The sequence below is a fragment of the Hymenobacter jeongseonensis genome, assembly GCF_015694725.1.
GTDB lineage: Bacteria > Bacteroidota > Bacteroidia > Cytophagales > Hymenobacteraceae > Hymenobacter > Hymenobacter jeongseonensis.
This window is the reverse complement of the sequence record NZ_JADQDQ010000005.1, coordinates 99,136-125,298: the sequence shown is the minus strand read 5'-3', so window position 1 is coordinate 125,298 and position 26,163 is coordinate 99,136. Positions and strand designations below refer to the sequence as shown.

Below are 26,163 nucleotides of genomic sequence, written 5' to 3'. Positions count from 1 at the left end.
AGGAGCCGGAAGAAAAGGGGCGGAAGTTAAATGCCCACCAACCGGCGCGCCGCGGGAATAATGGCCAGTTCGGCTTGCCCGGCCGGCGCCTGCGCCGCCGTGAGCGTAGCCCGCGCAGCCGCCAGCCACGCGGCCGAGGGCATTTGATTGGTTTGTAGCTGATTGATGCGCTCCAGCAACACGCCGGATACCGCCGCAAGCTGGGTGGATAGCGGCGCATATTCCCGCAGGGCAGGGTTGAGTACTAGCAGCAGCTGGAACTGCTGGTCGTTGGCTTGCCACTGCAGCAGTTGGGCCCGCAGCTGCAGCAGTTGCCGCAGCGATACCGTGGACTGGGGCGGTTTCCGGGCTCCGGTCATGAGCACACTGTCCGCGAGCACGCCGAACCGCCGGGCAACTTCCGATTCGGCCGGAGCGGCATCAACCAAGCGGTTCAATGGGGTTTGGGGCGTGTAGAACATGCCCTGAAAATGGCGCTTGTATTCCTTCACCGGCTCCACTACCTCGGCCAGGGTGCGCAGCGGGGCCACATTGCTGGTACCCGCCATTTGGGCCAGCAGAAGCCTGGGCGCGCTGAGGTGGCGCAGGCCCAGGGTTTCCAGAAAAGTGGAAACGCCGCCCAGGCGGCGGTACATATCGGCCACATCCTGCGTGCTGGCCTGCGGCGACCACAGCCGCTCGGCCACAACGGCGGCCCGGGGCCAAATGCGCGATTCCACAATCACCGAATCGGCAAATTCGGCCCACATGGTTGCTTCGCCGCCCAGCACCAGCTTTTGCTGCGCGGGCGTGAGCGTCGTGGTCGCGGGTACCGGGTCGGGCAGGTAGTGGGAAGCGGCGGTGTAGTTCAGGTCGAGGTAATAGCCTTCCGACAGGATGGCGGGGTGGCCTTGCTTCACGGCGTCGTCCAACCATTTTTTGCCGCGCCAGCTCTGAATAACGATTTCCTTGGGCAGGTCGGGGCCCAGAATTTCGTCCCAACCCACCATGATTTTGCCGTGCTTTTGCAGCATGGCCAGTACCCGGCGGTTGAAATAAGTCGTCAGCTTGTGTTTGTCCACGGTTTTGCCATCGGCTTTCACCATGCCGCGCTCGCGCATGAAGGCCGAAATGCGCGGACTGCGCCGCCACTGCCGCCCGTCGTTCTCATCGCCGCCGATGTGAAAGTAGGGGTCCGGAAACAGCGCCGTCATCTCCGTAAACAGTGAATCGAGCAGCGTGTAGGTGGTTTTCCGTGTGGGGTCGATGGCAATGTTGGAGGTGCGGAAGCTGCGGTACACGCCGTAAATCGAGTCGTTGGAGGCTAGCCGGGGGTAAGCCGCAATCCAGCTGGTGGCGTGGCTGGGCACGTCAAACTCGGGCAGCACCCGAATGCCCCGCGCCGCCGCGTAGGCTAGTACCTCCTTCACGTCGGCCTGGGTGTAGTAGCCGTCGGCGCCGCCCACTTGGTGCAGGCGCGGCAGGACTTTGCTTTCTACCCGAAAGCCTTGGTCGTCGGTGAGGTGCCAGTGCAGCACGTTCAGCTTCACCGCCGCCATGCCGTCAAGGGTGCGTTTGATGACCGATACCGGCATGAAATGCCGCGCCGCATCCATCAGCAGCCCGCGCCACGCAAACCGGGGCTGGTCCTGAATATCCACCTCGGGCAGGTAGCGCTGGCGTTTTTCGGTCACGGCCAGCTGCTCCAGCGTGGCCAGCGCCCGCAGCACGCCCAGGCTGGTGGGCGCGTCAATGGTCACGCCCATCGGCGTCACGCGCAGGCTGTAGCGCTCCTCCTCAAACTTCTCGGGGCTGCCCATGCGGCCGTAGCGAATCTGGAGCAGGGCGCCCGTGGCCGGTTCGGCTGGGCCTTGCAGGCGAGTCAACGAGCGGCGAGCAGCCGCGGCCACGGCGGGGTCCGCAGAGGACTCCAGCTGTAGCTTGAGCGGCGTTTTTAGGTTCAGCCGGCCCTTGCCCCAGCGCATTTCGGCGGGCACGGGCATGAGGTTGTGCGGCAGTTGGGCCAGCGCCTGGCCCGGCCTAAGCAGGGCCAGCGCAAGTATCCAAAACAACCCCACTGCCGGTGTCAATCTCCTCATATCAGTCCTCTGGCTTTGAATTCTAAGTATTTATTGATGGTGTTTACGGTCAAATCCTTGGGTGCGGTGAGCAGCGAATAAATGCCGTAACGCTGTAATTCAAGCACAATCTGCCGTTTTTCCTGGGCGAATTTCTCGGCAATGGTCTGATTGTACACGTCTTCGGTGCTGGCCGCCGGGGCATCCAGGTACTCCCGCAGCTCGGTGTTTTCGAAGAAAATAACCAGCAGCAAATGGTCTTTGGCCAGGCGGCGCAGGTAGGGGAGCTGCCGCTGCATGCCGTGCAGCGTTTCAAAATTGGTGAACAGCACCAGCAGGCTGCGCTGCTTGATGCGGGCCCGCACCGTGGCGTAGAGCAGCTCAAAATCGGTTTCGAGGTACTTGGTTTTTTGCCGGTACAGGATTTCGAGCAGCTTGAGCAGGTGGCCGGGGCGGCGGTCGGCCGCCAGGGTAGCGCCGGGGCGGTTGGAGAAGGTGATGAGGCCGGCCTTGTCGTGCTTGAGCAGGGCAATGTTGCTCACCACCAGCGTGGCATTGATGGCGTAGTCGAGCAAACTCAAGCCATCGAAGGGCATGCGCATCACCCGGCCCTTGTCGATGAGGCAGTACACTTGCTGGGCGCGCTCGTCCTGGAAATGGTTCACCACCAGTTCGTCGGTGGCGCCGGTACCGGCGCGGCGGGCCGTGGCCTTCCAGTTGATGCTGCGCGGGTCGTCGCCCGGCACGTACGGGCGTATTTGCTCGAATTCGAGGCTGTGGCCCACGCGGCGAATGCGCTTCACGCCCACTTCCGTCAGCCGGTTATGAATGGCCAGCAACTCGTACTGCCGCATCTGCAAAAACGACGGGTACACGGGCACCACCTTGTTCTGGTCGTAGCGGAAGCGGCGGCGCACCAATCCCAGCGGCGAGGCCGCGTAGATGTTCACCGCCCCAAACCCGTACTCGCCGCGCTTGGTGGGCCGCAGCTGGTAGTTAATAATCTGCGTTTCACCCGGTTTAATGGCCGCATTAAACAGCACATCGCGCCGCTGAAACTGATGCGGAATCTCATCAATCGTCTCCGTTTGGATGAGAAACCGGTAATGGTTCTCGATGTAAATCTGAATGTCGTTTTCCGAGCCATTGGCCAGTTTGTCGCCCATCACGCGCCGCGCAAAAACGGGCACGGATTTGTTCTTGGCCGGCGCATAAAGCAGTAGTGCATCCATGAACGTGAGCACGACAAGCAAGCAGAGTACAATCCGCATCGGCCCCAGCAGCCACGGCAGAAATAGCGCCGTGACGAAGCCTGCGACAAGAGCCACAAGCGCCAGAAAAAAGCGTGGGGTAAGAAAAAAGGTCATGAATTGCGCAATTGGTCTCTAACCTCCATCAATGCAAAGCCTAATAAATTCGGCCCTAGCCAACGCTCCGGGTCTTCTGCTTCGGGCGCATCGGCAGCTAAGCCAATGCCCCAAATTGCATCCACCGGACTGGCCTCCACCAACACTCGGTCTTTGGTGCCGAGGAGGAAATTCGCTAAGGATTTATGTTGACTGAATTTGTGCCAGTTGCCGGTTATAACGATTTGATACCTCTGCTTCTCCCAAACCTCGGGCACAAAGCCAACGATTTCACGGCCCAGTTTCTTGGCTTCTGCGGGGCTACGGGCCGCTAGGATTTGGGCCACGCTTTCATGGGCAGCAAATAGGCGAGCTTTTTCAGCCATCATCCAATGTTCAGTGGACCGATAGGTGATGCCCGCTACCACAAAATCCATCAGCCACCATTGACTTAGGCAAGACTTGGTTATTTCGCCGGTTTTACTGGGTTGGTTGCCCCAGAAAAGCAGGTATTTGGCCCGGTGCCCTTGAGCTAATTGGTCGAGCAGCCACGCAGTGGAATAGCTCATTTACCGCGGTACTTCGACGCTCTGCATAATCTGCTTCACCACGTCGTCGGGCGTACTGCCCTCCATCTCGCGCTCTGGCGTGAGCATGATGCGGTGGCGCAGCACGCTGGGCGCCAGGAACTGCACGTCCTCGGGCGTCACAAAATCGCGGCCGCGCAGAGCGGCCAGGGCCTTGGCTCCGTTGAGCAAAGCCAGGGAAGCGCGCGGCGAAGCCCCCAAATACAGGGATTTGTGCGCCCGCGTCTGGCCCACCAGCTTGGCGATGTACTCCAAAATGTTGGCCTCCACCCGCTGCTCGCGCACTTGTTGGCGCAGGGCCTGCAAATCGGCGGCCGAGAGAATGGGCTGCACGGCCTCCAAGTTGGTGCTGCCCTGGCCGGCGTGGTGGCCGCTCAAAATCTGCACTTCTTCGGCCAACGTCGGGTAGCCCACGTGCAGCTTGAACAGGAAACGGTCGAGCTGGGCTTCGGGCAGGCGGTAGGTGCCTTCTTGCTCGATGGGGTTTTGGGTGGCCAGCACCAGGAAGGGCTCCGCCATGGCATAGGCGGTGCCGTCCTGGGTCACGGTGCGCTCCTCCATCACCTCAAACAGCGCGGATTGCGTTTTGGCCGGTGCGCGGTTGATTTCGTCAATCAGCACGATGCTGGCGAAAATGGGGCCGGGCCGGAACTCGAAATCCGATTTGTTCTGCCGAAATACCGACGTGCCCAGCACGTCCGACGGCATCAAATCGGGCGTGAACTGAATGCGGCTGAACGGCACCTCCAGGGTGCGCGCCAGCAGCTTGGCCATGAGGGTTTTGGCCACGCCGGGCACGCCTTCCAGCAGCACGTGGCCATCGGCCAGCACGGCAGTGAGCAGCAACTCCAGCAAATCGGACTGGCCGATGATGATTTTACCGATTTCGGCGCGAATGGCTTCCGTCTGGGCCGTGAGGCGGGCGAAGTCGGTGCGCGGCGTGAAAGAAGCCTCGGCAGTGGCCACTACTGATTCGGGGTTGCCGGAGGTCTGAAAGGTATTTTCGTTTTCCATTTATAGCGTGCTGGCGTAGCCAATGAAAGTCTGAGCGGTGTCTTCATCAGCGCAAACTGCGAGCAAATTTGCGTGAATCTGTTGGGCGTAACCCGTTGAAACGAGGTGGTGGTGGTAGCGCTTTAGGTCTTGTAATATTTCGCTTAAATCATCCCAATCAATGTCCGCCATTAAGGCTTTTTCCGGCACCGTGGCTTGCTTTTCGAACTGGCGAAAATTCCAGTGGTACTTGATGAGGATGGCAAGTTTTTCGACGGTTAACATTCCAGAAATGAATCAACTGGCTTCCTTCTTAAAATCACTCAACGCCTTGCTGAGCAGCAGCAATTGCTGGTCACTCATCTGCGGCGCGGTGCGGGCAAAGTTCACAATGCGCAGCAACTCATCGACGCGGGTCCGGGGCACACCGGCCTTCTGGCTGAGCCGCTCGCGGAATTCCGCATCGCCGAAATCGGGGCTGGTTTCCTGAAAACGGGTGCGCAGGTAATCCATGAATAAACCAACTTTTTTCTCGGCAATAAGGGCATGGCTGCTGCCCTGGCGGTAGAGGCTGGCCACGGTACGCGTAAACTGCAGCGTGGTATTGGGCAACGGATTGATGGTGGGAATGATGCGCTGGCGGCGGCGAGCCGCCATCAGCACAAACAGCAGCGTGCCGGCCAGCGTGAGGTAGTAGGCTTGGCGCAAGGCCTCGTGCGCAAACACCACGCGCAGCAGCGACTGCTCGCCCGCGGGGCCTTGCTTCTGGTACTCGTCCCACCAGGTGCGGCGGGCGGGCAGGTAGGCCAGAGCGGCCGTGGCAAAGCCAGCGGTGCGGGGCCGCAGCAAATAGTAGTTGGTGAAGGCAATGGGCATGCTGCAGAGGTAGATATGCCCCTGGCCGTAATCGAGCCGAATGAATACGGCGCGCCCCTTGGCATCGGTGGCCAAGGTGCGGCCCACCCGGCCGGAGTCCACCACGAAGCGCTGCTCCGTGCGTGCGCCGGGCAGCCAAGTGCGCACGCCGGCCAGGGCCGGGTTTGTGAAGCGCAATTCCACCGAATCGGGTACGGGCAAGCCTTTGGCGCTTTTGTGAGTAGTCAGTTCCACGTCATCTACCCCGAATCCGAGACGCTTGCGCAGCAAGTTGCTCGCGCCGCTGAAGTTTTGGGCGGCCACAAAAACATCATTGCCCCGGGCCACGAACTCAAGCAAAGCCTGGGAATCGGGCCGGCTTAGTTCAAAGCTTTGGTTGACGAAGAGGTAGTTGGCCTGCCCGGCGCGCAGCGGAATTTCGGAAATAAGAGTGTCTGTATCACCTACTCCCTGCTGCTCATCGGACTCATCTTCAGCTTGTTCTTCAGAACCGATTTGGCTCGTCGACACGAGTACTGTATCGGCAACTTCCTCGTTGGTTTCTTCCTCTTCGGCAACGCCGGCGTCGCCTTCATCCACAGTTAAGGTGGAGTCGAGGGTCATTACAGGAGCATCGGTGCTTGTTTCATCGTCCGGGCGCAGGCCCGTGAGCTGGCTGTACACGGGCAGGCGCACGGCCGCAATGGAATCGGTGCCGAGCAGGCGCGGCAGTTGGTCGTAGAGCACGTAGGTGCCGTAGGGAATCTTGTCCTTGTTGGCGTAGGTTGGGGCCCAATCCAGGGGTTTAGGCCGGTTGTATTCCAGCACCACGTAGCCCACAAACAGCAGCGTTATCCCCAGCAGGTACAAACGGAAGGTTGTCAGCTGAGGCATCACGCGGGCAAGGAATTAGAGAAAGCAACGGTGCCGGGCACGGTGTTGCGGGCGCCGGTCAGTTGGGCAGTCACGGCCCGTTGGCCGGCCCGGGCCTGTTCGTATAGGGCGGCATTCAGCCGAAGCTCGCCGTACCACACGTATTCAAACTGCCGAGTGATGCTTCGAAAGGCGTCGCGCAGCGGACCCGTGGTGATTTCCGCAAGGTAGGCGTGGTTGGTTTTGTCGGGTTGCCACTGGATGAAGCCGCGGTCGGTGAGGTGTTTGAGAACTTCGAGGTAGCCCAGGCGGATGGCCAGGCGGAAGTTGCCGGCCTCTTCGGCTTCGGCAATTCGGGCGGCATAATCCACGGCATGAATGTTTTCCGACGCGATGTCATACGCCAATAGCCCGCGCCGCGCCGAACGCCCGAATGCGCCCGTTATATCGACTTGCAGAAGCTTCAGCACGGCATAAACCAGGGTGCCAAGCACGGCTGCGTAGAAGCCGTATTTCAAGAGGTTCTGCCAGATGGTGGTGCTTTCAGAGGAATAACCGGTGCCGAACAAGCGGCCCAGCCAGCGCCACAGCCGCGCCCAAAAGGCATCCCAGGCGTCCGTGTCGGCGTCGGGCTCCACGTAACGAAACTCACGCTGGGCAGCCAGCTCACGCAAGCGGGCAGCATCCACTCGGCGCACGGGCAAAGCCGTGGTCCGGTCGGGCGGCAAAGGCTGGGCACGGTGCTTTGCCTGGGACGCAGAAACGGTGGTGTCGGGTTGGGTTGCGGCTTGCCCAGCCGTACCGGCCGCTGTCAGCACCAGCGCCAGCAGCGCCCGCTTCGTCCACCTGCGAAATGCCGCCTGCTGCTTAGTATTCACCCTCTTCGTCGGGTTGGTAAGAGCGGTTGTGTACTTGCGGGGCGGCCGTTTGGCCCAGCGAATTCACCAGCAGGCTTAGGCCCACGCCATCTTTGCGCTCCACCAGGTTGAAGTATTGAAAGAGCATGGCCACCAGCGGCAGCACCGCCGTGAAAATCCAGCCCAATGCGTAAATGCTCATGGCTCCAACGCTCAGAATCTCCGAGTCGAAGCCCGGTATCTTGAGCATCATGCGCACTACCATCAAGCCATAAAAGGGGATGATAAACACGTAGTTCAGGATGCCGGTGATGAACGACATCACCAAATACAGGCCCACGGTAGACCACCATTTGCCCTTTATGAGGTAAAACGAACGCCGCAGCGAGGCCATGACGCCGTCGTCTTCCATCCAGATAATGGGGTAAAAAAGTGTGAGGCAGACACCGGCCCATACCAACGGAAAGAATCCCAACACCACCAAACCGGGCCATAAGGCCGCCAAAAACGCCATCAGCAGGAGGGAGCCGCCCCCCACCACCAGGCCGAGAACCAGCCCGGCCCGAACTACGCGCCCCAGCCGGCGCCACACAAAAGCCCAGACCTGGGCCGGCTGTACAACTTCGGTGGATGGGATACTGATGCGCACCCGCACAAAGGCATAAACGGTGCAAGAGAGCAGCACAAACGCCGCCAGAAAGCCCAGCGTGGCCACTCCTAGGCCCATAAAAGACGTGGTAGTGAACATGTTGCCAGGGTAGCCGGAAGCCAAGCGCCCCCCGCCGTTTTGGCTGCTGAGCTGGGGCATTATTTTCAGAAAGTTGCTCATAAACAACCCCAGCCCAATGCCGGCCAGCAGCGCCCCGGGCAACACGAAGTAAAGCAGACACTTCATGAGCGGCCGGAACTGCGCCACCACAAACTCGAACGTGGCCCCAACCTTGGCCCCAAAATCCCGCTCCCGCCGAAAATCGGCTTCTTGGTTGAACTTAACCTTTGCTTGCATACTGGGAGAAATGAGAGCGATAGAAAAAGAAGGAAAAAGAAATCAGGCGGCCTGCCTACCTAGCCAGCCGCCGAGCCAGCCGAATGGGATACACAATGAAATACCAGCCGATGAACGCCGCCGAACCGCCGATGATGGCCAGGCTGACACCCAAGGGCATTTCGGTGTGCCGCGTGACGAATCCTTCCAGAAAGCCCGCCACAATGAAAATGGGCACCAGGCCAACGGCCATTTTTAAGCCGTCGCGCGCCGACTGCCGGAAGGCCTCGCCCCGGCCGTAAGTGCCCGGAAACAGCAGGCCCCGCGCCATCACGAGCCCGGCCGCACCGGCCACAATAACCGCCGAAATCTCCAGGGTGCCGTGAATCCAGATGGTGAGCAGCGAGGCCCGCAGCACGTGGTACTGGTGAAAGAAATACTGAAAGGAACCCAGCATCAGTCCCGTGCGAAACAATTGCACGATGGTGCCCACGCCCAGGGTCACGCCCTGCACAAAAATGTTGAGCGCCACGTAAATGTTGTTGGCCGTGATGCCCAGAAACATCAACGTCTCGCCCTCCTGCTTGTAAACGGCCATGGGGTCGCCCTTGCGAATGTTCTCAATGGTTTGGTTGACGTAGCTATCACCCAGTATCACCCGAACGAAGGAGTCGTCGTAGGCTGCCGACAAGGCGCCCAGAAACGTGAACACCGCGAAAAGCAGGGCCGTGATGGCCAGGGTGCGGTGGTGGCGGGCCACCACCAGCGGCAGCTCCCGGGCCCAAAACTGAACAAAGCGCCCGCGGCTGACGGGCTTGTTGGCGTAGAGGCGCTGGTGCAGCTTGCCGGTGAGGGAGTTGAGGTAGGCGGTAGTGGGGGAGTTGGGATAGAACGTCTGAGCGAAGGCCAGGTCGTCGGTGAGGGCCACGAAGCGGGCCGCTAACTCGTCGGCCCCGGCGGGGGGCTGCCGCTCGTACTGCTGCCAGCGCTCCTGGTTCTGGCGCAAAAAAACGGCTTCTCGCATTTCTTAAAATAGAAGGCCTTAAAGATAGGGAGCCATTGCCAGCAGGCCGCTACGCCAAACCGTGAATTTGGCCACTGTTGCACAATGCCTCGGATAGAGTTCGTGTCCATCCGTGATGCTAAGTTGATAATACCAGCGGCCGCAGCTGGTATTATCTATCGCCGGGCTCGTATTTTTCAGGGCTTAAATTTTCTACCCTTCGTTACATGAGTACCATTCGCGTCCACACGGCCCAAAACGTTACGCTTGAGTATGAAGTCGCCAGCTTGGGCGACCGCATCGCTGCTGCCATCATCGACAACGTAGTGCTCGTGGCCTGGGGCATGGCCTGGGCCCTGCTTTTTGCCGCGCTGGGTGACGACAGCAGCTCCACCAGCACCCCCATCGATTACCGTGACCCCGCCGGAATAATTGCTATTGTCCTTCTGGTCATCATCTTTCTGCCCTATGTGTGCTATAACCTGATTTGTGAAGTATACTTCAACGGCCAGAGCATCGGCAAGAAGGCGCGGAACATTAAGGTGATGCGCCTCGACGGCACGGCTCCCCGCCTCGGCGACTACCTGCTGCGCTGGCTACTGCGCATTATCGACACGGGTATTTTCGGCGGGCTGGTGGCCATCATTGCCATTGCGGCTAGTGGCCGCGGGCAGCGTCTCGGCGACATGGCCGCCGGCACCACGGTGCTCAAGCTGCGCCCCGTTCAGCCGCACGCCCTGCCAAACCCGACCAGCGAAGCCAGCACGTTGCCGGGCTATCAGGCGGTATTCCCGCAGGCCGCTATTCTCGCCGACCATGATGTAGCCCTCGTGCGCCAATTGTTGCACCAGGCCACCACTCGTCAGAACTACCAGCTGATAAACGAGCTGGCGAATAAAGTAAAAGGCATTACCGGTATCCAGACTGACCTGCCAGACGAGGCATTTCTGCATACCGTGCTCCGCGACCACGCGCATCTTGCAGTTGCAGGCCGCTAGCCCCATTCACCATGAGTACCAAAAAAAGGCCTTCTTGAATGTTCAGGAAGGTCTTTTTAGCACTTGAGGATTAGACTGGGATTTGTTAAGTCATACAACGACGGGCCTGGGTTCGGCCTGCGTTCAAGCAGAAGCCGACAATTTCATCCGTGTAGGGCGCATTTGAAATTTTGCAAACCTCTTCCAGAACGTCTTACTGGGCAAAGTCGAAGCGTCTCTGCCGCTTCGTTGAACGCGTCCCGTACGAAGCGCTAGAGACGCATCGACAACCGGCCGCTTGATAAAGCAGGACCCAAAATCAGAATCCCCAATAGTTAATTAGTCAGTTGAATATTTTCGGACAAAAAAAGCGGCTTGCCCCAATTGGGGCAAGCCGCTTTTTTTGTCCGAAACTGCGTCGATTAGTTGCGGGTCATCAGGCTGTTGGCAGCCAACTCCGTGTTGGGAATCGGCCAGATGTAGAGCGCGTCGGTAGGGTTAACGGCGCCCACCGATGCTTTGCCGGGAATGGGCTGAAGCAGGCGCAGCAGGTCGGTGTTGCGCAGGCCCTCGCCCAGGAACTCGATGCGCCGCTCCAGCAGGATGGCGTCGGCCATGGCACCGCTTGAGGCAAAGTCGGCGGCCGTGTAGGTGCCGCCGTTCGAGCGGCCGCGCACGGCGTTGAGCAATTCCAGGGCCTGCGGGTCCACGGTGTTGGTCGAGCGCACCCGCGCCTCGGCCAGGTTCAGCAGCACCTCGGCGTAGCGGATGACGGGGGCCGGGTCAGTGTAGGGGGTACCGGTGGGGTACTTGCGCAAATACGACTCGGTGCCGACCACCTGCACGAAGTTGGTGCGGCGGGTGTCGGTGGCGGTCCAGCGGGTGTCATTCAGGATGCCGCCGGCACCGGGGTTGAGGCTGTACTCGCCGTTGCCCAGCGGCGGGGGCAGGAAGTAGAACGCCAACTGGTTCTGAACGCCGGGGGCGTCCTGCGCTGTGAAAGGAAAGGAGAGAATGTTCTCCGTTGTTCCGGCTGCGGCGAATACGGCCGGTAGCGACGGGTTCAGCGCGTGAGCAACGCCGGTGGGGGCTACGAACGGCGCCGCGGCCGGCACGAGCTTGTTGGCCTCGGTAATCACGTCGGCGTAGCGGCCCATGGTCAGGTACACCCGCGTTTTCAGCGCGATGGCCGTATTGCGGTGCGCCCGCGTAGTGGCCGTGCTGGCAGTGGGAGTCAGGGGCAGGTTTTGCTCGGCAAAGTTCAGGTCCGTGATAATTTGCTCGTACACCTGAGCCACGGTGCTGCGGGCCAAGGCGTTGTTGTCGTTGTTAACTTCACCCTTCAAGCGCAGCGGCAGGCCAGGCTTGCTGCCGTTACCGTCGGCGAAGGGCCTGGCGTAGAACTGCAGCAGGTGGTAATAGGCCAGCGCGCGCAGGAATCGGGCTTCGCCCTGGTAGTTGAGCGCCGTCGCGGCGAAGGTGGCCGGGAAGGCGGGCGCCACGAACTTGCCCGTGTTGGCGGTGAGGCCGTCCAGGAACACGTTTATCTGATTGATGGCAGAGTAGCCAAAGCCCCAGGTATTGATAACGTCGTTCTGCGACTGCTCCGTGACCGTGTGGTTCCAGACCAGCAGGCCCGTTACGCCATTGTTGGTACGGTTGATGAAGTCGTTGGCGCGGATGTCGCTGTGCACCTGCACTCGGCCGCCCATAAAGCCGCCGACCTTCACGTAGTCGTACAGGTTATTGACTTGCAGCAGGACACGGGTCGGCGTATCGAAGGCCACCGTGTTCGATAGCTGAGCTTTTGGTGCGGGGTTTAGCCGCTCCTCGCTGCAACTGAGGGTGCCCAGCGTGAGCAGGCCCGTTGTCAGGGCCAAGGTAATGCGTTTTGCGATGATAGTCATGAGGAGATAATACGATTAAAAGCCCAGGGAAAGACCGGCCGTGAACGTGCGGGCCTGCCCGATGGAGTTACGGTCGACCCCGGCGCCGCTGTTGCTGGCGCCATTGGTCGAAACCTCGGGGTCGACGCCCGAATAGTTGGTCAGCAAAACCAAGTTCTGGGCCTGCACGTACACGCGGGCCGAGTTCATCTTGGCCTTGCTCAGCAGGCCCGACGTGAAGGTGTAGCCCAGCGACAGGTTACGCAGGCGGGCAAAGTCGCCTTTCTCCACATTCGACGACAATACCAGGGCCGAGCCGTTCGAGACGTTGTCGGTGTACACCACGCGCGGGTATTTCGCGTTGCCGGAGCTTTCGGACGTCCAGCGCTCCAAAATGTCGGTGGCGTTGTTCCAGAACCGCTGGTCATGCAGGCCAGACTTGGTACCGTTGTAGATGTAATTGCCACCCGAGAACTGCACAAATACGCCTAGGTCGAAGCCCCGGTAGGTGAACGTGTTGTCGAAGCCGCCATACCAGGTGGGTAGCACCGGTCCGAAGTACACGCCGTCGGCGAGCTGGCTCGGGGCCGGCACGTTGGCACCGGTCGAAACCAGGGTCCAGCCCGTCGAGCCGGCGCCGGACGTGCCCTGGTGGTTATACTGAATAAGGCTGCCATCGGCCCGCTGCACGAGGCGCTGGCCGTTAACCGGGTTCACACCGGGCGTGGGCACGGCCAGAATCGAGCCAATCGACCGGCCTACGGTCGTGAAGTTCACCGTTTCCAGGCCCGAGGTGGCGGTAGCGATACGCTGGTCGGCGGTGGCCAGTTCCAGCACCTCATTCTTGAGCGTGCTAAAGTTGCCGCTCACCGTCCAGGTGAAGTTAGTTTTCTGGATGGCGTTGAAGCGCAGGTTCAACTCAATGCCTTTGTTCACCATGGAGCCCACGTTGGCCGGGATGGACAACTGCAGGTTACCCGGCCCCAGCGGGTTCGGAAGTCCGATGGAAGGCGCGGCGGGCGCGTTCACAATCAGGTCATCAATCAGGTTGCGGTAGTAGGTTACGTCACCCGTCAGGCGGCTGCCAAACAAGCCAAACGCCAGGCCCACGTCGCTCTTGCGGGCAACTTCCCACTTCAGGTCGGGGTTGCCGGCCAGCGAGTAATACAGCGTGGGGTTGGACCCGTAAAGACCCGAGGAATACAACTGCTTCGTAGCGAAGTCGTCGATGCCCTGAAAGTTGCCGACTTCACCATAGCTGCCTACCAGTTTCAAAAAGTCCACTTTGCTGGCCAGGGCGCTGTTTTTCCAGAAGTCTTCTTCCGAGATGACGTAGCCGGCCGACGCTCCGTAGAAATTTTCAAACCGATTGTCGGGGGTAAAAGCCGAGTAGCCGTCGCGGCGGGCCGTCAGGGTAAGCAGGTACTTGCGGGCGTAATTGTAGTTTACCCGGCTGAAGAACGACACCAGGTAGTTGGCGCCCTGAAGTTCACCGGTCGGAACGATGTTGGTGAAGTTGCCCTGGATGCTGGTGAAGAACGGGTCGGCTATCTGGGAGCGGTTGTAGCCGGAGCGTAGCACGTCGGTTTGCTGCTGCTCCTGGCCCAGCAGCACCGAGAGGTTGTGCTTCTCGGCAAACGTGTGGTCGTACTGCAGCGTGTTCTGCCAGTTCCATCGCTTGTTGGTGCGCAGGAAGTTGCTGGCTGAGCCCTGCGGCGCGAAGCCGTCGCCGCCAAGCGGGGACAGGAACGAACGGTCTTCAAAGGTGATGTTGTCGATGCCGTACTGCGTGCGCAGGTTCAGGCCCTTCAGCAATTCCACGTTGGCAAATACGCTGCCCTGAATCTGGTTGCTTTCCGACGTGTAGTAGTTGTTGGCCAGTTCCACTACCGGGTTGTAGAAGTTGCCGACGAGCGGGGCATTCGTGGTGGGGTTGAGGTTGGGGCCCGCGCCCAGGCCGGCGCCGGAGGTGTTGGGGGTACCGTCGGGGTTGAACGGCGACACATTAGGCTGCAATACCAGCGGCAGGCGCCCCAGACCGCCGGTGCCAAACGCGCCATCGCCCACCGAGCCGGAGTTAGGCGAGTCGTTGCGGTTGTTGGAGTAGCTGACGTTGGTGCCCACTGTGACGCGGTCAAACAGCTTGTGGTCCACGTTGAGGCGGGCACCGTAACGCTGAAACTCGTTGTTTTTCAGCATGCCGCGTTGCTTGGTGTAGTTTACCGACGTGAAGTAGGTCGTGCGGTCGGTGCCGCCCGAGAAATTCAGGTTGTGGTTCGACGAGACGCCGGTCCGGTACACGTAGTCGTACCAGTCCGTGTCAATGTTGTTGCCGTTGCCATCCTGCCCGATTTTGAAGCCTTCCACGTTGGTGCCGGGCGTGCCATTGGGGTTGGTAGGCGTGATGGTAGCCAGCCGGCGGTTCTCATTGAGGTTGCGCACGGCTTCGTTTTTGATGGTTACGTAGTCCTGCGCGTTCAGCACCTCAATCAGCCGCACAGGCTGCGTTACGCCCACCCAGTTGTCGACCGAAAGCCGCGGGGCCTGCCCCTTGCGGCCGCGCTTGGTCGTAATCAGGATAACACCGCCAATGGCCCGCGAGCCGTAGATGGCCGCCGCCGAGGCATCCTTGAGCACTTCGATGCTTTCGATGTCTTCGGGGTTGATGTTGGCCAGCGGGTTGTTCGGCACGTTAGCCACCGCCGAGTTGTTGCCGCTGTAGGTGGGGATTCCATCCACCACAAACAGGGGCGCTCCGCTGAGCGAAATCGAGTTCACGCCCCGAATACGGATAACCGGCGGGGCGTTGAGCACCCCGTTGGGCGTCGTGATGTTGACGCCTGAGGCTCGGCCCTGCAGGGCTTGGTCGAAGCTTTGCACAGGCAACGATTTAATTTCCTTGCCGCTAACGGTAGCTACGTTGCCCGTCAGGTCGCGGCGCGACTGGGTTCCGTAGCCCACCACTACTACCTCATCGAGGCCCGTAGCGTCGGCCTTAAGCGTCACGTTGATGTTCGAGCCGCTGCCGATGGCCGCTTCCTGACTGGCGTAGCCAACGAAGGAAAACACCAGGGTCTTGGCTTCTTGCGGCACCGACAGGGAGTACTTGCCATCGACATCGGTCGAAGTGCCCTGCGTGCCCCCTTTTACAATAACCGTAACGCCCGGGATGGAAGCCCCATCAGAGCCGGTTACCGCTCCCGAAACCGTTCGGTTCTGCGCCCGTAAGTCTTGCGCAAAAAAGGCCAAGACTATGAAAAAAAATAGTAGAACTGTTCTTCTCATTTGAATGGTTTTTAGGTGAAAAAAGAAAGTCAATCGGCGAATATAGTCGCGCCTATTCAATAAGCTCGTCCTTTTATTGTAAAAATAATAATTTACAGAAAAAGCAATATTTTCAAATACGCTTATAATTAACTTGCTAAAACCTCAGCGTTTCGCGATGGGGATGAATAGATTGTTAGCTTGTTAGAATAAAAATGATATTAATTTTTACTATATAATTTGCATAAATATTTGTACAAAAGGCTCTTGGCGAATCTTTTGGGTGTTGGCCTAGCTATGCAGTGGAAGATTATCGCAATCAAAAAGCCAAGCCGTTTAATTGATTATTCAATTAAACGGCTTGGCTGATTAAATCGGGGCTAGTGTTCTAATAATCAATCTAATTACCAGGGCACAGGCTGGCCCTGCCAGGTTACAAAGCTGCCGTTCTCTTCGGCGTGCAATTGGTCGGCGAGGCGAATGATGCCGCGGGCGGAGTCGGCTGGTTCCTGCGTGGCGTGGTCGCCGCCCATGTCGGTGCGCATCCAGCCCGGGTCGACTAGCACCGAAATGAGCCCCATGTGGCCAATTTCGGCAGCCAAACTGCGCATATACATGTTCAGGGCCGATTTGCTGGCACTGTAGTGGTAAGGGTCGCCGGTGGCTTTCCAGGTGAGGGAGCCCTGCCCGGACGAAATGCTCAGGATGCGGCCTTTGCGCCCGGCGCGCAGCAGCGGCAGCAGCGCCTGCGACACCAGCAGCGGCCCAATAGCGTTGACCTGCATGGTCTCAATGGCGTCGTCGTGGGTGAGTTGGCCCAGGCGCTGGTGGGCATCGCCGGAGCCCGCGTGCGGGTACACGCCCGCATTGTTTATCAGCACATCGAGGGCGTCGGTGTTGTTGCGCACGGTTTGCACGGCTGCTTCAATGGAAGCGGCATTGGTTACGTCGAGCGGTAGCAGCACCAGCCGGTCGGAGTACTGTTGGTGCAACTGTTGCAGTTCGGCGGCATCGGTTGGATTGCGACTGGCGGCAAACACGTGGTCGCCGCGCTCGAGGTACTGGCGGGTGAGCTCCAGGCCCAGGCCGCGATTGGCTCCGGTGATGAAAACACGCATACGATGTAGTAAGAAAAAATGAAGTGAGGGGGGAATTGGGGCCGCAGTTTACGTAGAAATGCGCACTGCCAGTGCACAACTGCTCAGGTTCCGTTTTGCAGCATTGGCTGCTGGGGCAGTGCTTTGCAATTCCACTGACTTGCTGTTGACACTCATGAACGTTACCATTTCAAACCTGTCCCCAGAAGAAATTCAGCGTTTGCTGCCGCAATTAGTCGCCCTGCTACAGGATGCGGTAGCGGCCGGGGCGTCCATTGGGTTTCTGCCACCGTTAGCTGCCGCCGATGCCACAGACTATTGGGTTGGGGTAGCCGACGCCGTGCAGGCCGGACACCGCGTATTGCTGGTAGCTCAGCCTGAGAATGACCCCGTCGTGCAAGCCACCGTGCAGCTCGATTTAGCTACCAAGCCCAATGCCTTGCATCGGGCCGAAGTGGCCAAACTGCTGGTGCACAGCAGTGCCCGCCGTCAGGGCCTGGGCCGGCAGCTCATAGCTGCCATTGAGGAACAGGCCCGGCAGTTGGGCCGCACGACGCTGGTGCTGGACACCCGGCACGGCGACGTGGCCGAGCAATTGTATCAGCAAGCAGGCTTTGAGTTGGTAGGCCTAATCCCGGAGTACTTTCTTAATAATGATGGGCAACTCCATGCCACGGCCGTGTATTACAAGATACTGGCGGCAGTAAAGCCTTAAGTAGACGTGTTTGGCTGAGGCACTCAGCGGATGAATACGACCGGTATTTTCTTGGGCTTAGGCAGAGCTGCCCGCGTAGGCCAATGTCAAAACATACGGTTACTGCGCGTTTATAAAGAAAAAGCCCTTGGTTGCAGATGCTACCAAGGGCTTAATTTCATCGTGCAACGGGGGCTTAGCCTGCGGCGATGGCCTTGCGGCGGCTGACGCGCGGCAGTCGCTCCACGCCTTGTTCCAGTAACTCGTCGTCGCGGTCAGTCTTCTTTATCGTCCAGCTCAACGAGTAAAGGTCGTGGCGACGGTCGCGGAGGTTGCGCACGGCACCGCTGGTGTTCAAGTCCTTAAGCAGGTCCAGGTCGAGGTCGGCGATGAGAGTCATCTCCGTGTTGGGCGTGGCCTCGGCCACAATGGCGTCGTGCGGGAAAGCGAAGTCAGAAGGGCTGAACACGGCGCTCTGCGAGTACTGAATGTCCATGTTCTCGACCCGCGGCAGGTTGCCCACTGAGCCAGTGATGGCCACGTAGCACTCGTTTTCGATGGCCCGAGCCTGGGCGCAGATGCGAACGCGCTGGTAAGCGTTTTTGGTGTCGGTCCAGAACGGCACAAACAGGATTTTCACGCCTTCCTCGCTCAGCATGCGGGCCAGCTCGGGGAACTCGACGTCATAGCACACCAGAATGCCGATTTTGCCGAAGTCGGTATCGAAGCACTTGAGCTTATCGCCGCCGCGCATACCCCAGTAGCTGGCCTCGTCGGGCGTTACGTGCAGCTTGTACTGCTCGTCCACGGTGCCATCGCGGCGGCAGAGATAGGCCACGTTGTGCAGTTTTTCGTTCTCATACACCGGCATCGAGCCGGCCACGATGTTGATGTTGTAGCTCACGGCCAGCTCCATCATCTTGGCTTTGATGGGCTCGGTGAACGCTGCCATAGCCCGAATGGCTACCGCTGGTGAGTCCTCGTTGGTGAGGGCCATGAGCGGGGCATTGAAAAACTCGGGGAACATCACGCAGTCGGACTTGTAGCCGCTCACCGTGTCCACGAAGAACTCAATCTGCTGCAGCAAGTCTTCCAGGCTGCGGGTAGCGCGCATCTGCCACTGCACAATGCCGATGCGGACGTTGGATTTGGTGTTGCCGATGAGCTTTTCCTCTTCCTCGTAGTACACGTTAATCCACTCAAGCAGCGTGGCGAAGGCCTTGCTTTCGGAGTCGTAAGGCAGGTAGCCGCGGATGATTTTGCGCACGTGAAACTCGTTCGAGAGCTGGAAAGTGAGGATGGGGTCCACCACTTCCTTATTACGCACCATCTCCACGTACTTGGCCGGGGTCATCTCGTTGGCATAAGCGGCGTAGCCGGGAATACGGCCACCGGCCACCATGGCGCGCAAGTTCAGGTTCTCGCACAGCTCCTTACGGGCGTCGTAAAGGCGGCGGCCCAGGCGCAGCGAGCGGTACTCGGGGTCCACGAATACGTCGACGCCGTAGAGTGTGTCGCCGTCGGGGTTGTGGGTGTTGAACTTGCCGTGACCCGTGATTTTGGCGTAGGTGTGGCGGTCGCCAAAGTCGCTGTACTGCACAATGATGGCTAGGGCCGCGGCTACCAACGTGCCGTTATCTTCGATGCCAATCTGGCCTTCGGGAAACTTGCGGAGCAGGGCCGCAAATTCATCGGCCGCCCAGGCACCTTCCATGTTGGAGTACACCTTGTCCATGATTTCCTTCACGGCCTTGAAATCGGAACGGCGCAGCGTGCGCAGCACCAGCTTGTGGGCCGGCACGGCAGTGGGGGTGAGGCGCTCTACCGTAGGGCTGGGCTTACCCACCTTCTTGGCGTGGGCGCCACTGGGAGAGGTTTTATCGTTGGAAGTGGCAGAAGCGGAAGCTTTGCCGTTTGAAGAAGTGGCCATGTTGGAAATCAGTTGTTGGTAAGTGGTAAGCAGTGGTCGGCGTTCTGCACGCATGCACCACATCGGCCACCTGACGAATACCAGTTCGTCAAATTTACCTGTGTAAAAGTCCTACGGCAGAGTTTGCCAATGGGTAGCTAAACGAAAATCCAGGCAGAACGGTGCAGATGTAAGGAAAATACTCCGGCGTCACGCGCCCGAGAGCTTTTTGCGAGCCGATGCTGAGGTAACATAGCAAGCAAAAGCGGCTGCAGTTAATCAATAACTGCAGCCGCTTTTTAGTTGAGCAGGGTTAATAAGTCCGTCCTGCTTAACGCAGTCGAAGCACCTCTATGCGTCTGTGCTTAGGTTGACCGTTCCGTCGCGTGATTGGTTTATCAACCTAACGGTTCTTCAAGCCCATCTACACGCCCTGCATTTCGGGCACTTCGCCCTCGGGCACCACAAGCTTGCCGGCTGTGGCAGCTTTAATCTGCTCCACGCACACGCCGGGAGCCCGCTCGCGCAGCACAAAGCCGTCAGGCGTCACGTCGAGCACGGCTAGTTCGGTCACGATTTTCTTTACGCACTGCAGGCCCGTGATGGGTAGGCTGCACTTGGGCAGCAGCTTGCTGGAGCCGTCTTTGGCCACGTGCTGCATGGCTACGATGATGTTTTTGGCGGAGGCCACCAAGTCCATGGCGCCGCCCATGCCTTTCACCATTTTGCCGGGAATTTTCCAGTTGGCGATGTCGCCGTTCTCCGACACTTCCATGGCGCCGAGGATGGTCAGGTCCACGTGCTCGCCGCGAATCATGCCGAACGAGTCGGCCGAGGAGAAGAGGCTGGAGCCGGGCAGGGTGGTCACGGTCTGCTTGCCGGCGTTGATGAGGTCGGGGTCAACCTGGTCTTCGGTAGGGAAGGGGCCCATGCCCAGCAAGCCGTTTTCGGACTGCAGCTCCACATTGATGCCGGCCGGAATGTAGTTGGCCACCAGCGTGGGAATACCAATGCCGAGGTTGACGTAGGAGCCGTCTTTCACTTCCTGGGCTATTCTTTTGGCGATGCCGTGTTTGTCGAGCATAAAAGTCAGAACCACGAATTCAGCCGGATTCACCGGATTGCGCGGATTTTGTGGGTGGGAGTTGGGAGAAATTGAAACTTACTTCGCGGCGGGAGCCGCCGCTGCACCCGTAGGCACGGCCGGCGGCAGAACGGCTTGGTACACGGCGGCCTTGAACTTGTCGGCCAGCTCACCGCCGGTGCTGTTGGGGAATTTCTGGGTATAGAGCAAGCCCACCAGCTTCTGCCTGGGGTCGACCCAGTACATGGTGCCGAAGATTCCGCCCCATTCGTACGTGCCTTCCGAGGGGCCGGGCTGGTGCGCCGCCGCGCTTTGGGCCGTGGTGATGCCGAAGCCCAGCCCAAACTTGTTGGCCCCCTGGTTCACTTCCCCAATTTGGTTTTGAGTAATCAGGGCCACGGTAGAAGCCTTCAGCAGGCGGCGCCCGTTGTAGGTGCCGTTGTTTAGCATCATTTGCAGGAAAGCCGCGTAGTCATCGATGGTCGACGACAGGCCCGCGCCACCGGAGAAGTACGTGCCCGCCGACGCCTTTGGGTAGTCCGGGCTCATTCCATCCTGGGACAGCATGGGGGCGGTTTGCTTGGCGTCGTTCTCGGTATACAGCCGGGCCAGGCGCGCCTGTTTGGCGGCGGGTAAATAGAAATACGTGTCGCGCATGTTCAGCGGCTCAAACAGCCGGGCGCGCAGAAACTGGTCCAGCGACTGGCCCGAAAGCACCTCAATCAAGCGGCCCAGCACGTCCACGCTCAGTCCGTAGGTGAACTTCTCCCCCGGCTGGTGCATCAGCGGCAGTGCCCCCAATGCATCCATGGACGTGGCCAAGCTGCCCGCAGGCGTGCCAATGCCGCTCGGAATGCGGGCTTTGGCGTAGATGGCCGTCGCTTCTTTGGTGCCAATTATCGGGTAGCTGATGCCTGATGTGTGGGTAAAGAGTTGGCGAATGGTGATTTCGCTCTTGACCGGAACCGTGGTATAGGTCGAGTCTTTCGCATCGAAAGTAGCCAGCACCTTGGCGTTGCCAAAAGCCGGCAAATACTTCGAAACAGGGTCGTCGAGCTGAAATTTTCCCTCGTCGTAGAGCAGCATCAGGCCCACGCTGGTCACGGCTTTGGTTTGGGAGGCGATGCGCACAATGGCATCGGTCCGCAGGGGCGTTTGGTCTTTCACTTCATCCACTCCGAAGGCCTTCCGGTAGATTACTTTGCCGTCGCGCATCACCAGGGCAATGGCGCCGGGCACGCGGCGGTCGGCGGTGTATTCCCGCAAAAGCTGGTCGATGCGCGGCAAACCCGCCGGGCTCGTCGCCGTGGCAGCGGCCTTGGCAGCGCGCTTTGCTATCGGAGCTGCTACCTGGGCAAAAGCAAAGGAGCTGCTGAGCACCAGCAGCAGGGCAAGGGAAGGCTTTTTCATTGCTTGTTTTTGAAATAGCACGTCGTTTCTTTTGACACTCTTCTAGCCTTGGCGCACCGTGCGTTGCTCGATGCGCTTCTCGTAGTGCTCGCCTTGGTAAATGCGCTGCACGAAGATGCCCGGCGTGTGAATCTGGTTGGGGTCGAGCTCGCCCGCGGGCACCAGCTCTTCCACCTCCGCCACCGTGATTTTGCCGGCCGTGGCCATCATGGGGTTGAAGTTGCGGGCCGTGCCTTTGTAGATGAGGTTGCCGGCGGTGTCGCCCTTCCAGGCTTTTACGAAGGCGAAATCGGCGATGAGGCCGGTTTCCATAAGGTACATTTTGCCGTTGAACTCGCGGCTTTCCTTGCCTTCGCCCACTTCGGTGCCGTAGCCGGCCGGGGTGAAAAACGCCGGAATGCCCGCCCCGCCGGCCCGGCAGCGCTCGGCCAACGTGCCTTGCGGAATCAGTTCCACCTCCAGCTCGCCGCTCAGCAGCTGCCGTTCAAACTCCGCGTTTTCGCCCACGTAGCTAGAAATCATTTTCTTCACTTGCTTGGTTTGCAGCAGCAAGCCGATGCCGAAATCGTCCACGCCCGCATTGTTGCTGATGCAAGTGAGGTTTTTTACGCCGAGGCGCAGCAGCTCCTGAATCGAGTTTTCGGGAATGCCGCAGAGGCCGAAGCCGCCGAGCATGAGCGTCATGCCATCGGTGAGGCCCTGGAGGGCTTCCTGGGCGTTGGAAACGGTTTTGTCTATCATGGGTGGGAGTTTAGGGAGCGGGCACAGCGGCCGGCGGCAGGTAATTCTGGGGTAAAAATTCACCCATTTTTTCGAACCCCCAGTATTCGTCGGTAAATACGGCCAGCGGATTCACCAAGTGGCCGTTGGGTTGAATCTCTGTGTTGCGGGTCAGCAGAATGAGCTGCGACACCTGCCGGTCTATCGGGGCTGGTGCTTTGTTGGTACCGTAAGGCAGGGACTGAGTACGGAATAGCGGGTCAGGCGACTCGCGCAAGTAGCTGACTCGCAGTCGGTCGGTATAATTCAGGAATACTTTCGCCCCATCGGCCGACACTCGGCGCAGGCTGTCGATGGGCCGGGGAGCGGTGTAAAGCATTGAAAAAGCCGGCGGCACGCTGCCCCAACGGTTCAACGAATCGTTTTCGGCCGCCGTGAGAACCTCATTGAGCCGGCCGCGCAAGAGCGCGCGGCGTAAGCTGTCGGCGCGCGGAAACTGCCAATTGGGCACGATGCGCAGCTTCTGGGCCAGAAAACCCTCCGCCGCAACCCGGTTGTCGTGCACGCTTTTGAGGAAATGGGTGAGCGAGCCACGATACGCTTGGGCCCGATTTGCGACCCACAGGCGTTGCTGGCGCGGGTTCCGGGCCGTCATTTCCTCAAACACGGGCTCGCCGTAGAAACTGACAATGCTTTCCTTGAAATCGCACGTGAAGCGCAGCCCGAAATATTTGATGCGGTAGCCCAACGCCTGGTTGTCGACCTGAACAAACTTGTAGGAAGCCGCGGTGAGGACGTTTTTGGTGGGGTCAAAATCCACCAATACATCATCGGGGTTGCGGATGCGGCACTGACGCGAAAACGTGGTGCGGCCCACGAATAGCTCCACAAACTTCTGGTAGTCGGCCGCCCGATTAGGGTTGGGGCGCACCACTACTTCGCCCAGCTGGCTGGCGGCCGGCGCCAGTAGCAAGGTGATTTGCTGCGGGGTGGTCCCCATCAGACCAGCTTTTTTGCCCAAGCGGTAGCCGACGTAGGAGCCAACGACGTCGTAGGTGCCGGCGGGCACTTTGGGAAACTCGAACTGGCCCTGTTCGGTGGTGGTCACGCCCAGCGTGGTATTGGCCAGAAACACGCTGGCGAAGGCCAGCGGCTGCCGCGTCACCGAATCCAGCACCACACCCCTTAGGCTGCTCTGGGCACGCGCAGAACCACCTGTCATCATCCAACTGCTAAGCAGCAAGCAGAGACGTAAGAGCAGTTTGGGCGACGACAATATTCTGGACATTAGCCAGCACGGCTTGCTGGAAGTTGGCAACCACCACCATCTGGTTTACTTGGTCAATGCCGAAGCGGCAGGCGGCACGTAGTCCACCGGCAGGAATTCGCCAATTCGCTCAAAGCCCCAGTACTCGCCGTTGTAGGCGTCCAGCGGGTTCATCAGCGACCCATTGGATTGAATTTCGGCCTGCCGGCCGCGCAGTTTTAGCCGCGATACCTGGCGCTTGGTCGGGTAAGGCGTGCGCAGGTTGCCCAGTGGCGACATCCGACGCTTGTAGCGCGGGTCGGGTGCCTCGCCGAAGTAAGCCACTTGCAGCTCGCCGGTAAAGCGCAGGTAGGTGCGGCGCCCGTCGGCCGATACCCGGCGCACGCTGTCGATGGGCTGCGGCACGGGGTTGAGCGTGGCCGTGGCCGGCACCATGCGGTCCCACTTCGTGAGCGAGTCTTCCTCGGCCGCCGTGAAGGGCCCTTCGGGCTTGCTTTCCAGCAAGGTGCGGCGCTGGCTTTCGGCTAGTTCAAACCGGGGGTTGGCTACTACCTGCACCTGCTGGGTCAGGAATCCCTCGGTTTTGAGGCGGTTGGCATACACGCTGCGCAGGAAGTGCATGAACGAGCCTTTGTAGGCAATGGCGCGATTGGCCAGCCACAGCCGCCGCTGCTTCTCGTCGCGGGGCTTCATTTCCTCAAATACTGGCTGCCCGTAATAGGAGATGGCCCCCGACTCCTCGTCAAAAGAAAAGTCAAGACCGTAGTACTTCAGACGGTAGCCCAGGGCTTCGTTGTCAATCTGCACAAACTCTTTGGCCCGCACGCTCAGCTCCTTGGTGGAGTCGTCGTAGAGCACCTGCACTTGGTCGGGATTGCTGATGCGGCACTGCGCCGAAAACGTGGTGCCCCCAAGAAACATCTCGGCGAACTTCTGATACTCTTCGGGTTTGTTAGGCGCTGGTTTCACCACTACTTCGCCCAGCTGATTGCCGGTTGGGCCCAACTGCAGCGTCACTTCTTGCGGCGTGGGGCCGATGGTGATGGACTGCTTGCCCAAGCGGTAGCCGACGTAGGAGCCGACGACGTCGTAGGTGCCGGCGGGCACTTTGGGAAACTCGAACTGGCCCTGTTCGGTGGTGGTCACGCCCAGCGTGGTATTGGCCAGAAACACGCTGGCGAAGGCCAGCGGCTGCCGCGTCACCGAATCCAGCACCACGCCTTTCAACTTGCCTTGGGCCTGCGCCGCGCCGCAAGCACCCAGCCAGCAGTATAGCGCCATTAAGAATATCCTCTTCATTAACAATAGTTTAAGATAAATGGAGACAGGGCTTAGGCCAACGCCGCCCGCGTGGCCTCCGCATCCAACGCCAATTGGGCTATTAACGCGTCCAGACCGTCGTATTTTTCTTCGGCCCGCAGCCACGCCACAAACTCGAGCGTCAGCAGCTGGTCGTACAAATCGCCGCTAAAGTCAAGCAGATTGACCTCAATGGTCTGCGCCAAGTCGTGGCCGATGGTGGGCCGCACACCAATGCTGAGCATGGCCTGGTGCCGCGTGCCCGCCGCCGTGATGGCCCACACCGCGTAGATGCCCCGCGCCGGTACCAGTTTCAGGAGTTCAGTAATCGTTAGGTTGGCGGTGGGGTAGCCGATGGTGCGGCCCAGCTTCTGGCCGTGCACTACCGTGCCCGTGAGGGGATACTGGTAGCCGAGGTAGCGGTTGGCCGTGGCGATGTCGCCCTGCCGCAGCGCCTGGCGGATGCGGGTGCTGCTCACGCCCACGGCGTCCACGTCTTTGCGCGGAATCTCTTCCACGGTCAGGCCGTAGCGGTCGGCGTTCTGGCTAAGGTAGTCGAAGCCGCCCTCGCGGTTTTTACCAAAGCGGTGGTCGTAGCCGATAACCAGCTGCTTGGCGCCCACCGTCTTCAGCAGCAACTTCTGAATGTATTCTTCCGACGTCCACTGTGCGAACTCCTTGGTAAAAGGTACGATGAGCAAATAGTCAACGCCTAGGGTCGCCAGCTTGTCGATGCGCTCCTCTAACGTATTGAGCAGCTGCAATTCCAGTAGTTCGGGATGGGACGGGGGCGGCCCGAGCACCAGCCGGGGATGCGGCCAGTAGGTGATGACTACCGACGGCCCGCCGCTGGCTTGCGCTACCTCGCGCAGCCGCGCCAGAATGCGCTGGTGCCCCACGTGCACGCCGTCAAAAGTGCCGCTCGTGACGACGGCATTGGCAAGAAATGGAAACTGGGCCGGGTCGCGGATGACGTGCATTGGGGCGCCGGGGAAGCGAA

21 protein-coding genes are annotated in these 26,163 nt (G+C 59.7%); 2 read left to right on the top strand and 19 right to left on the bottom strand.

Translation table 11 applies throughout. The annotated features are described in order from the left end of the window. Positions 1-26: 26 nt before the first annotated feature. Genes I2I05_RS12325 through I2I05_RS12285 form a run of 9 tightly spaced genes read right to left on the bottom strand, consistent with a single transcriptional unit; the run spans position 27 to position 9,577 of the window. A complete protein-coding gene (locus tag I2I05_RS12325; RefSeq protein WP_196282562.1) occupies positions 27-2,078 on the bottom strand; it encodes a beta-N-acetylhexosaminidase in 2,052 nt (683 codons plus the stop codon). Further along, positions 2,075-3,424: a DUF58 domain-containing protein gene (locus tag I2I05_RS12320; RefSeq protein ID WP_196282561.1), complete on the bottom strand. Its 1,350-nt coding sequence runs from the start codon at positions 3,422-3,424 to the stop codon at positions 2,075-2,077. Before I2I05_RS12320 ends, I2I05_RS12325 begins: the two co-directional genes overlap by 4 nt. Then, positions 3,421-3,972 carry an NADAR family protein gene (locus I2I05_RS12315; RefSeq protein ID WP_196282560.1) on the bottom strand — a complete coding sequence of 184 codons (552 nt, stop codon included), beginning with the start codon at positions 3,970-3,972 and terminating at the stop codon, positions 3,421-3,423. Before I2I05_RS12315 ends, I2I05_RS12320 begins: the two co-directional genes overlap by 4 nt. Continuing rightward, positions 3,973-5,004: an AAA family ATPase gene (locus I2I05_RS12310; RefSeq protein ID WP_196282559.1), complete on the bottom strand. Its 1,032-nt coding sequence runs from the start codon at positions 5,002-5,004 to the stop codon at positions 3,973-3,975. Further along, entirely contained in the window at positions 5,005-5,268 is a 264-nt protein-coding gene (locus I2I05_RS12305) for a hypothetical protein (RefSeq protein WP_196282558.1), read from the bottom strand. Positions 5,269-5,280: 12 nt separating this feature from the next. Beyond that, positions 5,281-6,732: a DUF4350 domain-containing protein gene (locus I2I05_RS12300; protein WP_317192353.1), complete on the bottom strand. Its 1,452-nt coding sequence runs from the start codon at positions 6,730-6,732 to the stop codon at positions 5,281-5,283. Then, on the bottom strand, positions 6,732-7,589 hold the full coding sequence (locus tag I2I05_RS22350; RefSeq protein ID WP_196282556.1) for a DUF4129 domain-containing protein: 858 nt from the start codon (positions 7,587-7,589) through the stop codon (positions 6,732-6,734). The genes I2I05_RS12300 and I2I05_RS22350 overlap by 1 nt, the downstream gene beginning before the upstream one ends. Continuing rightward, positions 7,579-8,574 (bottom strand): hypothetical protein, encoded by a 996-nt coding sequence (locus tag I2I05_RS12290; protein ID WP_196282555.1) that lies wholly within the window; start codon positions 8,572-8,574, stop codon positions 7,579-7,581. The genes I2I05_RS22350 and I2I05_RS12290 overlap by 11 nt, the downstream gene beginning before the upstream one ends. 55 nt (positions 8,575-8,629) lie before the next feature. Continuing rightward, on the bottom strand, positions 8,630-9,577 hold the full coding sequence (locus I2I05_RS12285) for a stage II sporulation protein M (RefSeq protein ID WP_196282554.1): 948 nt from the start codon (positions 9,575-9,577) through the stop codon (positions 8,630-8,632). Between the two features lie 206 nt (positions 9,578-9,783). Here I2I05_RS12285 and I2I05_RS12280 point away from each other — a divergent pair, with 206 nt between their 5' ends. Continuing rightward, on the top strand, positions 9,784-10,554 hold the full coding sequence (locus tag I2I05_RS12280; RefSeq protein WP_196282553.1) for an RDD family protein: 771 nt from the start codon (positions 9,784-9,786) through the stop codon (positions 10,552-10,554). Between the two features lie 401 nt (positions 10,555-10,955). Here I2I05_RS12280 and I2I05_RS12275 read toward each other — a convergent pair whose 3' ends face one another. From I2I05_RS12275 to I2I05_RS12265, 3 genes are all read right to left on the bottom strand, one after another. Further along, positions 10,956-12,440, bottom strand: coding sequence for a RagB/SusD family nutrient uptake outer membrane protein (locus I2I05_RS12275; protein ID WP_196282552.1), 1,485 nt, complete (start codon positions 12,438-12,440; stop codon positions 10,956-10,958). Between the two features lie 15 nt (positions 12,441-12,455). Next, complete coding sequence (locus tag I2I05_RS12270; protein ID WP_230688305.1) at positions 12,456-15,668, bottom strand: SusC/RagA family TonB-linked outer membrane protein; 3,213 nt, start codon at positions 15,666-15,668, stop codon at positions 12,456-12,458. A gap of 419 nt (positions 15,669-16,087) precedes the next feature. Then, positions 16,088-16,801 carry an SDR family oxidoreductase gene (locus I2I05_RS12265; protein WP_196282550.1) on the bottom strand — a complete coding sequence of 238 codons (714 nt, stop codon included), beginning with the start codon at positions 16,799-16,801 and terminating at the stop codon, positions 16,088-16,090. A gap of 154 nt (positions 16,802-16,955) precedes the next feature. Between I2I05_RS12265 and I2I05_RS12260 the strand changes: the two genes are divergently transcribed. Further along, positions 16,956-17,495 carry a GNAT family N-acetyltransferase gene (locus tag I2I05_RS12260; protein ID WP_196282549.1) on the top strand — a complete coding sequence of 180 codons (540 nt, stop codon included), beginning with the start codon at positions 16,956-16,958 and terminating at the stop codon, positions 17,493-17,495. Positions 17,496-17,670: 175 nt separating this feature from the next. Here the strand turns inward: I2I05_RS12260 and I2I05_RS12255 are convergent, their stop codons facing one another. The 7 genes from I2I05_RS12255 to I2I05_RS12225 form a co-directional block, all read right to left on the bottom strand. Continuing rightward, positions 17,671-19,209 carry a bifunctional GNAT family N-acetyltransferase/carbon-nitrogen hydrolase family protein gene (locus tag I2I05_RS12255; RefSeq protein WP_394368730.1) on the bottom strand — a complete coding sequence of 513 codons (1,539 nt, stop codon included), beginning with the start codon at positions 19,207-19,209 and terminating at the stop codon, positions 17,671-17,673. Positions 19,210-19,807: 598 nt separating this feature from the next. Then, complete coding sequence (locus I2I05_RS12250; RefSeq protein ID WP_196282547.1) at positions 19,808-20,467, bottom strand: CoA transferase subunit B; 660 nt, start codon at positions 20,465-20,467, stop codon at positions 19,808-19,810. A gap of 78 nt (positions 20,468-20,545) precedes the next feature. Next, positions 20,546-21,877, bottom strand: coding sequence for a serine hydrolase domain-containing protein (locus tag I2I05_RS12245; protein ID WP_196282546.1), 1,332 nt, complete (start codon positions 21,875-21,877; stop codon positions 20,546-20,548). 42 nt (positions 21,878-21,919) lie between these two features. Beyond that, positions 21,920-22,618: a CoA transferase subunit A gene (locus tag I2I05_RS12240; RefSeq protein ID WP_196282545.1), complete on the bottom strand. Its 699-nt coding sequence runs from the start codon at positions 22,616-22,618 to the stop codon at positions 21,920-21,922. A 10-nt stretch (positions 22,619-22,628) separates the two neighbouring features. Next, positions 22,629-23,885, bottom strand: a complete 1,257-nt coding sequence (locus tag I2I05_RS12235) for a carboxypeptidase-like regulatory domain-containing protein (protein ID WP_196282544.1) — start codon at positions 23,883-23,885, stop codon at positions 22,629-22,631. Positions 23,886-23,930: 45 nt separating this feature from the next. Next, positions 23,931-25,163 (bottom strand): carboxypeptidase-like regulatory domain-containing protein, encoded by a 1,233-nt coding sequence (locus tag I2I05_RS12230; protein ID WP_196282543.1) that lies wholly within the window; start codon positions 25,161-25,163, stop codon positions 23,931-23,933. A 32-nt stretch (positions 25,164-25,195) separates the two neighbouring features. Beyond that, positions 25,196-26,143, bottom strand: coding sequence for a bifunctional riboflavin kinase/FAD synthetase (locus I2I05_RS12225; protein WP_196282542.1), 948 nt, complete (start codon positions 26,141-26,143; stop codon positions 25,196-25,198). Positions 26,144-26,163 lie beyond the last annotated feature (20 nt).